Consider the following 12260-nt stretch of genomic DNA (forward strand, 5'->3'; position numbering starts at 1 on the left):
GTAAATCCCCCCAATCAAATTAACCTACATGTTTTATAGATCCTGTTTTAATAAATTGCTCTGCTCATCTATTTGTAAATAGTTTTTATTTGCCATTTGTGAAGCATATCCCTCTACATTTTTATGTTCAACTCGTTTTAATATAACTGCTGGGGAGGAGTCATGCTGTTTTCTCATAGTAAAATGGTCGATGTTCACATGCTGACTATCTTCAATTTGAAGACCAGTACCTTGACGCGTTTCTACACGAACATGATGGATATCTAAATTTGAAATGTATTTTCCAAAAATTCCTGCTCCAACCATTATTAATTCCTCTTGAACCATATCTGGCTCTCCGCCCTCTTCATTTGGGTCCATCGTCATTTCGATGGTAGAATGAGAGATTGAAATATCGTTAATTGGTCTTTCCGGAAGCCCATATATAAAACCAGCAGCTGCTCGGCAGTTTCTAGCAGTGATATGACTAATTTGGATATGTTCGATTTCTGGTGTCTTTTCAGTGATTGGCTGTGCCTCAGGGCTATTTACTGTTGGATCGTTTTCATTTACACCATGGCGATAGAATGAATTAATCGCAATTGGACAGAATACATCCTCCATATAAATATTGTTCACAAGGATATTTTTCACGTATCCGCCGCGTTCTCGGTTTGTTTTAATCCGTACTCCACGATCTGTTCCAATAAACGTACAGTTAGATATCGTCACATTTTGGATACCGCCAGACATTTCACTACCAAGGACAATTCCACCATGTCCATGGTGCATAGTACAATTGGTTACAACCACATTTTCGGTCGGCTTACCCACTCTTCGTCCATCCTCATTAATGCCAGATTTTATGACAAGGCAATCATCTCCTACGGCAAAATGACAATCTCCAACACGTACATTTGTACAAGAATCAATGTCAAAGCCGTCACCATTTGGTGTATCAGCGGGATTTTCAAATGTCACATTATGAACGGTTACATGATCGCAATATACGAGGTGTGTATTCCAAAAAGGTGAATTTTTTAAAGTGACACCTTCAATTGTGACATGTTTACTGTTCATCAATTGTAGTAAAGGTGGACGTAGGAATTGAGAATCCCATTCTACGAGATTCGTCTCAATAGGTTCCATAAAGTTCTGATTTAGTTGAGCGATTTTTTCTGTTGTTTTTGAAGAATATGCTTTACTATCTACACGAAGCTGTCTATTAATTAGCCACCATGCTTTTCCCTGACCGTCAAAAGAACCTTCTCCTTTTATGGCGACATTCGTAAGGTTATCTCCGTAAATTAGTGGAGAATACCCATAACATTCATAGCCAGACCAGCGTGTCTTGACAGGCTGATAACGATCAAATTCATCCGAAAAAGTAATCGTTGCTCCCGCTTCTAAATAAAGGGTAATATTACTTTTAAGTACAATTGGACCGGTCAAATAGTTGCCAGATGGTACAAAAACAGTTCCCCCTCCGTTTTCTGCACACTGATTAATTGCCTGAGCAATAATTTCCGTGTTATCTATACGATTATCCCCAATCGCTCCTAATTGTGTGATGTCTAAAAACGCCATTCTATTACCTCCAACAAATATTGCTATACTTGTAATCTATTTATTAATAGGTTAAAAAAATTCTCAGAACCCTTAATTGGTTCTGCCGTTATCCCTACTAACTTGTGCAATTGCAAACGAATGAGTGTAGCTTGGGTACTAGCGTTCATATCCCCTTCGTATAATCCTTTACCAAGATGTACCGCCACAGGCATATCTGGATAATACTCATCAGATTTTACTTGGGCAATATTTGGTGCAGTTGGTGAATTCTTAATTTCCCTTGAAAACCCGCCATCCGGACGTTTAAGCTTTTCCATATTATCCACTGTGATTTGAATGATTTCCTCAAGTTCATGAATGGGTATATCAAGATTAATATAGGATAATAGATCAATAGGATTTCGAATGTAGCACATATCCTTTGCTAACTCAGTCCGTAAACAACGAAGAATACTTTGATACATCTTTTCAACTCTCGGCATAGGTAAACCAAACTTATGATAGAAGGTGTGCAGTTTAAATGTCCCTGAGATGCGGACATACATGCTACCTTCTCCCCATAGCCCTGTCTCGGGATCTTGTATGCTTTCTAAGTAATTTGCAGCGACTTTAATCATTTTTTCCTGCCTGTCTTTATCCATTTGCCCAATATACATGCAAGATGATGCTAATAAATCGCAGCCACGCCAACTATTCACTAAACTAATACTTTTCCATTTATTTAGATATGCATCTTCGGAATACACATAGTTTGGTGCTTTATTGAGGTCTACTGGTGACGGATATAGTGGCTTACCGCCTAATCGATGTAGAGAATTTAATGAATAATTGATGGCTCTGCTAACCATTACTTCATCATTCTTCATATTAGGATCTTCATCCAAAAAATAACCTGATTCTGAGTCTTGTTTATCTTGGAAAAAAGAAACAAATTTTGCCCGTACTTCTACGGGCATTTTAGTAAATAATTCATTTCTTGATAAGATGTTTAATGCTTGGGCAGTTGATTCGATATCAGGCGTAAATGAGCTATCAGAAACAGAACTTTTTGCATAATAAAAACCGCCTGTGACCGGATCGTATTGTCCCGCCAGCCATTCAAAGAATCCATTGAATAAAGAATCTAATTTGTTAAAGGAATTGGTATAATACATCTCTGTAGCTCACCTTCTATATTTAGTTTATATTGACTACTCCTTCATAGAGCCAAGCATAGCTCCCTTTGTGAAGTATTTCTGTAGGAATGGGTAAACCATTAATACAGGTATTGTAGCGACAACAATTACTGCCATTTTGATTGTAATGTCTGGCGGTGGAATATTTGTAAATTCAGAGCTATCGTAGCTAAGCCCACTCGCAAGAACTACAATTTGTCTTAATAAAACTTGAATTGGCCATTTTGCTGCATCATTGATATAGAGGATTGCATGCATATATGTGTTCCAGTATGCAACAGCATAGAATAAAGAAACAGTTGCAAGAGCTGGTTTTGAAATTGGCATTACGATTCTAAATAGTACTCCAAAATCGTTACAACCATCTATTTTAGCTGATTCTATTAACCCTTCTGGTAATCCCATGATGAAGCTTCGTAAAATAATCATGTTAAATACATTGATTGTAACTGGTACAATTAATGCTGCATAACTATCAAGTAGACCTGTTTCTTTTACAATTAAGAATGTTGGTATCATTCCACCACTAAATAACATTGTGAATACGAATAGGAACAAGATTTGTCTTCTACCGACTAGATCTCTACGTGATAATCCGTAAGCTGTTAATAATGAAATGAACATACTCCAAAGTGTTCCGATAAGAGTAACGCCTATTGAAACGAACAATGCCTTAAATATTGTATTAGTTGAGAAAATATACTTATAAGCATCTAAACTAAAAACAGTTGGAAATAAGACAAAACGTTTATCTGCTAACTCCGCACTTGTTGTAAAGGACGCTGCAATTACATGTATAAAGGGCAGGACCATTGTTAGTGCAATTACTATAAGTAGTAAATAATTTCCCCATCGAAAGATACGACTTCCGATCTGTTTTTCTCCAACCATGCTCTCACTCCTTTTGTCTTAATAGATACCTTCTTCTCCGAATTTCTTAGCCATTCTGTTTGCAAAGACAACTAGAATCAAACCAACTAGTCCTTTAAACAAACCAACTGCTGTACTATAACTGTATTGTCCTTGTAATAATCCAGTTGTGTATACATACGTATCAAAAATTTCTGCAACATTACGGTTTGATGCATTTAATAATAGGTAGACATGTTCAAAACCAAGCTCTAGAACGTCACCGATTTTTAGAATGAGAAGAACAATAATAACAGGACGAATAGCTGGTAAAGTAATATGCCAAATTTGACGTAGTTTACTTGCCCCATCCATTTTTGCTGCTTCATATAAACCAGGATCGACCCCAGAGATTGCAGCTAAGTAAATGATTGTTCCCCAACCGGCACTTTGCCACACAACTTGTATGATATATACTGGTCTGAACCAATCAGAGTTCATTAAGAAGTTAACCTTATCCATTCCTAAACTTACCAATAATTCGTTTATTAGTCCGCCATCCATTGTTAGGAGTACAAAGCTTATCGAAACAATAATTACCCAACTCATAAAGTGCGGAATATAGATAAGTGACTGTATCGTTCTTTTAAAGAAAAGATTTTTGACCTCATTTAGCATTAATGCCAAAATAATTGGAATTGGAAACGCTATAAAAATATGCAATCCAAAAAGTACAAGTGTATTTCTAAAAATCATCCAGAAGTCTGAATCTGTAAAGAGACGAGTAAAGTGTTCAAATCCGACCCAATCACTTCCAAGGATCCCCTGATATGGTTTGTAATCTTGGAATGAAATCACGAGACCGAGCATAGGGACATATTTGTAAATGAGAAGGTATAATACACCTGGTAGGATCATTAAGTATAATAGTTTATTCTTAAATATCCGCCTTTTTAATTCGGCCTTAAAGCTCCTTTGCAAATCGTTACTAGAAACTTGCTTTGTTTTATTCAATGCTAGTTCCGTTTGGTTGTTTTGTTCAACAACTGTTTCTGACTTCACCCTCATCTTCCTTTCATCTTATAATCGTAATCTTGAATGCATTTGCCTTTAAAGGCTTGTCATGCAAATACATCATACATTAGGAGATTTCATTGTTACCGTATTTGAAACAAACCTTATACCTGTATTTTCTAAATCTTTCTTCATATCGTAAATAATCAAAGTTTCATATACTCAGTAGATAATGAGAGTATATGAGACTTTGAAGATTTATCTTAGATTATGATTATACGGACTACTTCTCTTTTTTGTTAAAAATGATTGTTTATTTATAGCTAAATATGGGATAAACCATTGGAACACCGCTAGTGAAAACAGAACGATTGGTATACTATCTGCTTCAATGCCATTAACAAAAATTAAGAAAATGATTATCCCAAAACCTCTACCTAAATTGATTATTGTCTCCCTCAATACAACTGCTTCTGTCCTAAAATTTGTCTTTAAAGGGAGATGTCCAATCATATTATAGTAAAAAGCTTCGTATGCATTTCCTTGCAATGGCTTGAATATGGAATAAATAGACATGAACAAAATCACCGTTAAAGCCGATAAATCTGCTAGTAAAAATATAGCTGAAAGTGTGAAGCCCACTGCAGAAATAAGTAAATACTTTACCGTACCTTCGGCTTGAGCAAACCTAGAAATGAAATAACTCGCTATTATTGATAACGATAGGAAAACAATGTTTAAGTTAGCTACTGTTTGTTCCTGAAGGAAGATCTCATATAATAATATCGATGGAATAAATGATAATATCCCATGTGGAAAACCTAATATAAACCAGCCAAATAATGATCTCTTAAACCCTGGTTCCCTTTTAATTATTATTGGTAGGTATTTCATATAATAGGATGTATGATGATTTTCTTCTTTTTTCATTTTTAAGCTTCCCAATGCAGCAATTGCAAACATTACAAATGCCGCTCCAAAGACAATCATATAACCTTGGAATCCCGAATATAGGCCAATGATAAATCCTGCGATTGCCGGTCCTGAAAGATTCGTTCCATTCATAACAATGGTATTTATTCCTAATACCCTGAGGCGATTTTCATCCGTTGAAACCTCATGTACAATCGTAAAATATCCCAGCCAATATAAAGCCTGCGAAATGCCTTTCATGATTGCAAATAGGATATAAAACGTCACGATTTCTTCTTGGGCTAGTAATATAAAAAGATAAAAGAATGCAGTTATAAAGATACCTAATCGATACGCGAGTAGTTTTCCCTTCCTTTTAGCAAACTTACCAATTGAGAATGTTGTCATTGCCTGGGCAAGAATTGCTACTAAATTGAAGATTGCATTGATTAATAAACTATTGGTTAATCTCCATAAATAAATATTGAGAAAGATTAAAGACATCGAATTTCCGAATTGGTATATGGCATGATTCACAAGGGAAATTACCGCTTGTTGATTTAATCTCCTCGCCTTTTCAATGCGTAACATATGGTACACTTCCCTAAACTACAGATTAATAGAATAATAGGTATTACCATTACCCATTTATTCATTTTGATGTTGTAATAAAATAAAAGGCTGTATGGACAGCCTTTTATGCTAGTAGTAAGAGTTAAAGTATTATTTAGACTTCTTATAAGACTCGTTAAATTCTTTAATTACATCGGCTCCGCCAGACTTCTTCCAATCCTCGACTGCCTTTTCAAAGCCCGCTTTATCAAGATCTCCTAAGATATACTGATACGTTGCATCTGTAATTTTTTGAGCAAGAAGTTCTCCTTTTTCCGCAAAAGTGGCAGAGTCAAGTGCATTTGTTGGATTATGAATCAAGTAATTTTCATTATCAATGATTAATTCTTCCGCTTTTTCCTTAGCAGGTAATGTAAATACCCCTTCATATCTTCCGTTTGTACTAGGCTCACCAATTTCAATTGCTTGGTAAGGTTTTACTTCACGGTTTGTTAAATCTTGGTCCTCAGATGCTAAAGCTCTACCATCTTGTACTTCATAGTGTTCACCTTCAACACCCCAGAAGATTAGGTTCGCAATTTCAGGAGTAGCTAATTTATCAAAGAAACCTAAAATTCCTTTTAATTCTTCTTCTGATTCGACAGCAGATTTAGGGAATAATACTACGTTACCATAACCAGGGATTGCCCATACACCAAATTCTCCATTTGGACCCTTAATGTTATTATGAACATCGTACTCAATGTCGGGATTTAGCGCTACTGCATCCTTGTGAAGGCTTACAACGTCAGCCATTGAACCAATATACATTCCTGCAGTACCGTTTTTGAAGAATGCTTGTTGATCTTCTTTACTTGTTACTGGGAAGTCTTGATTAATATATCCATTGTCACGAAGGTCTTTAAAGAAATCCATTGTTTGCATATACTCGTCAAACATAAATTCAGGAAGAAGTTCTCCATCCTTTTCTCCCCACTCATTCGGAGTTCCAAACCAAGAAGAAACAGTTTTAAATGCTCCATATACTAAATCACTACGGTCAGTTAAACCAAATGTATCATCCTTACCATTGCCATCTGGATCTTTTTCAGTAAATGCTTTAGCCATTTCATAAATATCCTCAGTTGTTTCAGGAGTTCCTAGACCTAACTTCTTAGCCCAGTCGCTTCTATAAATTAAACCTTGGCGAGATAATGGTCTTCCTTGATAGATTGAATAAATCTTTCCATCTACAGCTGTATTAGCTAAGATTTGTTCATTTAATTTACTTAAATTTGGAAACTCGTCTAAGTATGGACCGATTTCCCAGAACTGACCATCACGGATTGCTTCCTTAAATTGAATAAAAGTTGTTTGGTTTTTCAAGAATACAGCTTCAGGTAAAGTTTCTGTTGCAAACGCTGTGTTCAGTTTTTCCTCATAACTTGTATCAGGAGTCCACTGGATAGTAAGATCCACACCCGTTTTTTCCTCTAACAACTTCTCAATTTTGTCGGATGGAACTTCTGGTGTGTGAAGGTTAGCCATAAGTGTAAAGCTAACTTTCTCATTGGATTCTTTTGGCTTATCAGAACCCTTGTCTCCTGAAGCGCTTTCATTTGAACAAGCAGCTAATCCGCCAACCCCTAACATTAACGCAAGGGATAGGCCTAAAAACTTCTTACTTTTCTTCAAAGGTAATTCCCCCTATTTATTTTTTTAGTACACCTTAAATTTATCTCCATGTCCTAATAATGTGAATAATCAAATTCTCACATATACCTATAATATCAGGGTTTGTAAACACTTTCATTGGCGATTATTAGAAAATGATTATCACATTTACAAAATTTTAATAACCTTCACAAAATGAGTATAAAAAAAGTGAAAGCATCATTTCAGCCCTCACTTTTGTACTTTGAAACTACTTGTTTAAATTCTGGTAAGCTTCATTAAATTCTTTAATGACATTTTCCCCACCGGATTTTTTCCAATCTTCAATTGCTTTCTCAAATCCAGCCTCATCAAGATCACCGAGAATATATTGATATGTTGCATCTATCATTTTTTGATTCAGAAGTTCTCCTCTTTCTGCAAAAGTAGGTGAATCAAGTGGGATTGTTGGGTCATGAATTAAATAATTTTCATTATCTACAATTAGTTTTTCAGCCTTTTGTTTAGCAGGAAGGGTATGGACTCCTTCATATCTTCCATTTGTCTTTGGTTCACCAATTTCAAGTGACTGATATGGTTTTACTTCCCTTGTTGTTAATTCAGTATCCTCTGAGTTAAGTGCTCCACCATCTTGAACGGTATAGTGTTCTCCCTCAATTCCCCAGAATATCAAGTTTGAAATTTCAGGTGTAACTAATTTATCGAAGAAACCAAGGATATCTTTTAATTCTTCTTCACTTTTAACAGCTGATTTCGGGAATAATACAACGTTTCCGTAACCTGGGATTGCCCAGATACCGTATTCACCATTAGGACCTACAATTTTATTATGAACATCAAATTCAACATCTGGATTAAGTTGTTTCGCATCTTTATCAATACTAATTACGTCTGACATTGATCCAATGTACATACCAGCAGTTCCGTTTTTAAAGAATGCTTGTTGATCCTCTTTACTTGTCACTGGAAAGTCTTGGTTAATATAACCGTTATCACGTAGCTTTTTCATAAAGTCCATCGTTTGTTTATACTCATCAAACATAAACTCAGGGAGAAGTTGTCCATCCTTTTCACCCCAGTTGTTTGGAGTCCCGAACCAAGATGCTACAGTTTTAAACGCACCATATGATAAGTCAGCACGGTCTGTTATTCCAAATGTGTCATTTTTACCATTTCCATCTGGATCATCTTCCGTAAATGCTCTAGCCATTTCATAAATATCATCTATTGTTTCTGGGGTTCCTAAGCCTAATTTTTCTGCCCAGTCTTTTCTATAAATCAAACCTTGGCGAGATAATGATCTACCTTGGTATAACGAATAGATTTTACCATCAACAGCAGTGTTTTCTAGGATTTGTTGATTTAACTTACTTAGATTTGGAAACTCATCTAAATATGGGCCAATTTCCCAAAACTGTCCATCACGGATTGCTTCCTTAAATTGGATAAATGTTGTTTGATTCTTTAGGAAAACAGCCTCTGGCAGTGTTTCGGTGGCAAATGCTGTATTTAACTTTTCTTCATAGCTCGTATCTGGAGTCCACTGGATAGTCAAATCAACATCTGTCTTTTCCTCTAGAAGCTTTTCGATCCTATCAGATGGAACTTCTGGTGTGTATAGGTTTGCCATAATCGTGAAACTAGTTTTACCGTCTTTATTTGTGTTGTTAGAAGCACCAGAGCTTGAACATGCAGCTAGTCCACCTGCTCCTAGCATTAATGCTAAAGACAAACCTAAAAATTTCTTTTTACTATTTTTCAAAACTATTTCCCTCCTAACAGGAATGTATATTACTCTCTCAATTTATTTGATTTAAAGGGTTCCGTAAATAATCACTATCTTAGTTACTCTTATTATATAAGGCTCTATAGGCATTTACGAGTTTTGATAGTAAGAAATTGATTACCTATTTATAGAAATTAATATTATTCTAGTCAACATATTTTTTACTATTAAAATAAAAAAAGTAGCCGCGAACAGCGACTACTTTCTCATTCGATTAGATTTAGTTAATTTTCCATTTCTTTAAATGCTTGATCCGCTAATTTTGCGATTGTCATGTCATCCATTGGGGGATTATGGAGTCCCGCTCTTACATCTCTATAATAGCGTTGTAACGGATTGGACTTTTGAAGGCTCTTTGCCCCAACAATCCGCATTGCTTTATCTACAACGGAAATAGCGCTATTTGTAGCAATATATTTTGCAAGTCCGAGCTCTGAACCAAGCTGACTTCGATCATCTGTCTTATCCCATTTGTCAGCAATTGCAAATAGAATATGGCGTGCCTTTAAAAGCTCTGCTTCCATTTCTCCCACATTCCGCCTTACATTTGGAATCGTTTTAATCGGTCCATTTAGACTGTTAGGTGAATATTCGTTTGCAAATTTCACAGCATAGTTTCTTGCCGCCATTGCAATTCCCAAGTAGCAAGCCGGTATATGAAGTAGCCAACCATTTGGAGTTGCTTTTTGCTCAGGTGTCACCATTTCAACTAAATCATCTTCTTCCAACACAACATTTGTAAGGACAAGATCGTGACTCCCTGTACCTCTCATGGAAATTGTATTCCAGGTTTCTTCGATCATTACTCCGGGCTTAGACCTTTTCACTAAAAATTCCCCGATTTGGTCCGTTCCATCTATTGAGGCAATTACCCCAAAATAATCGAGGACTGGAGACATAGTCGTAAAAGATTTTCTTCCAGAGAGGACCCACTTATCCCCTTCTTTTTTAGCAGTTGTTTGAGGTTTACCTCCCCTCGTTGGACTACCCGTTTGAGGTTCAGTTGCCGCTCGATTATAAAGAGCACCTTGTAAGACCTCTTTTGCATAAAATGATCGTTTTTCTTCCTTCCAACGCTTTTTATCAAATAAATCCATAGTTGCCCCTAAATGCCAGCCAATTGATAATGCGGTAGAGCCATCACCTACTGCAAGTCTTTCTTGAAGTAAAACAAGGTCATATAAGGAAAGCCCCTCTTTCCCACCATATTCCTTAGGAACGGAAAGGCTAGTATAACCAGTATTTCTTAGTTCCTCTATATTTAATAGAGGGAACTCGCCTGTTTCATCATACTCAGCTGCTCTTTCATTAAACCTTTCTGCTAATTCACTCACCAGCTTATATAATCGTTCTTGTTTTTCTGTTTTAATAAATGAAATGGGCATTTTCACCTCTCCTTTTGCAAATACCCTTAAGTATTTAATGTTTTTATTATACTATTCCTATTGGAATAAATAAAAAAGGATGCCTAAATATGAGGATGTGATACCAAATGAGAAAATGATTATTTGAATTTAATAAAAAAAGCTAGACAAAACAGAACATGTTTTACCTAGCTTATTATTATTAATTTTTGTCATTATCATTTCTATCGTCATCATCTTTGTGCTTTTTATGATGATGCATTGGAATGTATCCGTGTTCTTTGATCTTTTGATAATGTTCGTCTAACCAGTTTAGTTTTTTATCCGCTTTTTCTTTTGTAAGGACACCATATTCAACGTATTTGTTAATAATCTCCTTTTTTGTATCAAGAAGATCAAGATACAGCTTATCAAGCTCTTGCTTTTGCTGATCCGTTAATTCTACCTTTGGTTTTTGGTCGACGTTCTCCATTTCAGCAGATACTTGAATTTCACCTACTAACAAAAAACTTAGAAATAATGCTAAACCGGTAATAATTATCCTTTTCATAATAATACTTCCTTTCTGCTTATGTACAAAACTCGTTTTTAGTATCCATTATTATCCATTATTTATACTAAATATTTTATGAATATCAAAAGGCAGCCAAATGACTGCCTTTTTTAAGAAGCTTTTTGTTTTTCTTTAATTGAATGTGATTTCGTTTTCTTCACCTTTGTTCCAATTAGTACAACCGCAATAATGATTATCGCCTCAAATGTGTACCTAAACCAAGGATTATCAAAGAAGTCTTGTAGAATTGGCTCTCCTACAATCATTTTAGCTGCAGTATAGGAAAGGATAGCTGCACCTATTGTAACAATGATTGGAAAGCGGTCAATTAATTTAATGAAAAGCGTACTTCCCCAAACCATGATTGGAACCGATATGATTAACCCTGTTATGACCAAAACAAAGTTACCATGAGCGGCACCTGCTACTCCTAGAACATTATCGAGTCCCATTAAAGCATCCGCTACGATAATCGTTCTAACAGCGGCTGCAAAAGAACCCTTGGCTTCTATTTCATGTTCATCTTGGTCATCAACAAGAAGCTTATATGCAATCCAAATGAGAAGAATGCCGCCAACTAGGTGCAAACCAGGTAACTCTAAGAGCCAAACAACAGCTAATGTAGCTGTAGCCCGGATAATAATTGCACCAACAGTTCCCCAAAGGATTGCCTTCTTTTGTTGTTCCTTTGGTAAATTTCTTGCCGCTAAACCGATAACAATCGCATTATCGCCAGCTAAAACGAGATCAATTACTATAATCGCAAGTAGAGCTGAAAAAAACTCTGCTGAAAAGAATTCCATAAGTAATTCACCTCAAGAATAGGTTTCCCT

Annotated in this window: 10 protein-coding genes; all 10 read right to left on the reverse strand. The window is 35.9% G+C overall.

Annotated elements, in window-relative coordinates; translation table 11 throughout:
* Positions 1-33: 33 nt before the first annotated feature.
* Positions 34-1566 carry a glycoside hydrolase family 28 protein gene (locus NST91_RS19535; RefSeq protein ID WP_341332472.1) on the reverse strand — a complete coding sequence of 511 codons (1533 nt, stop codon included), beginning with the start codon at positions 1564-1566 and terminating at the stop codon, positions 34-36.
* Positions 1567-1589: 23 nt separating this feature from the next.
* Positions 1590-2702 (reverse strand): prenyltransferase/squalene oxidase repeat-containing protein, encoded by a 1113-nt coding sequence (locus tag NST91_RS19540; protein ID WP_341332473.1) that lies wholly within the window; start codon positions 2700-2702, stop codon positions 1590-1592.
* A gap of 36 nt (positions 2703-2738) precedes the next feature.
* Complete coding sequence (locus tag NST91_RS19545; RefSeq protein WP_341332474.1) at positions 2739-3614, reverse strand: carbohydrate ABC transporter permease; 876 nt, start codon at positions 3612-3614, stop codon at positions 2739-2741.
* A gap of 18 nt (positions 3615-3632) precedes the next feature.
* Positions 3633-4553 (reverse strand): ABC transporter permease, encoded by a 921-nt coding sequence (locus tag NST91_RS19550; RefSeq protein ID WP_341333567.1) that lies wholly within the window; start codon positions 4551-4553, stop codon positions 3633-3635.
* A 291-nt stretch (positions 4554-4844) separates the two neighbouring features.
* Complete coding sequence (locus NST91_RS19555; RefSeq protein WP_341332475.1) at positions 4845-6089, reverse strand: MFS transporter; 1245 nt, start codon at positions 6087-6089, stop codon at positions 4845-4847.
* A gap of 132 nt (positions 6090-6221) precedes the next feature.
* Entirely contained in the window at positions 6222-7703 is a 1482-nt protein-coding gene (locus NST91_RS19560) for an extracellular solute-binding protein (RefSeq protein ID WP_341333568.1), read from the reverse strand.
* A 271-nt stretch (positions 7704-7974) separates the two neighbouring features.
* The gene (locus NST91_RS19565) at positions 7975-9441 is read right to left on the reverse strand and encodes an extracellular solute-binding protein (RefSeq protein WP_341333569.1); all 1467 of its coding nucleotides are present in this window, start codon (positions 9439-9441) and stop codon (positions 7975-7977) included.
* Positions 9442-9734: 293 nt separating this feature from the next.
* A complete protein-coding gene (locus NST91_RS19570) occupies positions 9735-10895 on the reverse strand; it encodes an acyl-CoA dehydrogenase family protein (RefSeq protein WP_341332476.1) in 1161 nt (386 codons plus the stop codon).
* Positions 10896-11076: 181 nt separating this feature from the next.
* Entirely contained in the window at positions 11077-11424 is a 348-nt protein-coding gene (locus NST91_RS19575) for a DUF2680 domain-containing protein (RefSeq protein WP_341332477.1), read from the reverse strand.
* 113 nt (positions 11425-11537) lie between these two features.
* Positions 11538-12230 (reverse strand): YjbE family putative metal transport protein, encoded by a 693-nt coding sequence (locus NST91_RS19580; RefSeq protein ID WP_121447079.1) that lies wholly within the window; start codon positions 12228-12230, stop codon positions 11538-11540.
* Positions 12231-12260 lie beyond the last annotated feature (30 nt).

The organism is Ferdinandcohnia sp. FSL W7-1320 (assembly GCF_038050315.1).
GTDB lineage: Bacteria > Bacillota > Bacilli > Bacillales > Bacillaceae_L > Ferdinandcohnia > Ferdinandcohnia aciditolerans.

Excerpts from the sequence above, each read along its gene's own strand:
- NST91_RS19535 (WP_341332472.1), bottom strand. The coding sequence starts at position 1,566 with ATGGCGTTTTTAGACATCACACAATTAGGAGCGATTGGGGATAATCGT.
- NST91_RS19540 (WP_341332473.1), bottom strand. The coding sequence starts at position 2,702 with ATGTATTATACCAATTCCTTTAACAAATTAGATTCTTTATTCAATGGA.
- NST91_RS19545 (WP_341332474.1), bottom strand. The coding sequence starts at position 3,614 with ATGGTTGGAGAAAAACAGATCGGAAGTCGTATCTTTCGATGGGGAAAT.
- NST91_RS19555 (WP_341332475.1), bottom strand. The coding sequence starts at position 6,089 with ATGTTACGCATTGAAAAGGCGAGGAGATTAAATCAACAAGCGGTAATT.
- NST91_RS19560 (WP_341333568.1), bottom strand. The coding sequence starts at position 7,703 with ATGTTAGGGGTTGGCGGATTAGCTGCTTGTTCAAATGAAAGCGCTTCA.
- NST91_RS19565 (WP_341333569.1), bottom strand. The coding sequence starts at position 9,441 with ATGCTAGGAGCAGGTGGACTAGCTGCATGTTCAAGCTCTGGTGCTTCT.
- NST91_RS19570 (WP_341332476.1), bottom strand. The coding sequence starts at position 10,895 with ATGCCCATTTCATTTATTAAAACAGAAAAACAAGAACGATTATATAAG.
- NST91_RS19575 (WP_341332477.1), bottom strand. The coding sequence starts at position 11,424 with ATGAAAAGGATAATTATTACCGGTTTAGCATTATTTCTAAGTTTTTTG.
- NST91_RS19580 (WP_121447079.1), bottom strand. The coding sequence starts at position 12,230 with ATGGAATTCTTTTCAGCAGAGTTTTTTTCAGCTCTACTTGCGATTATA.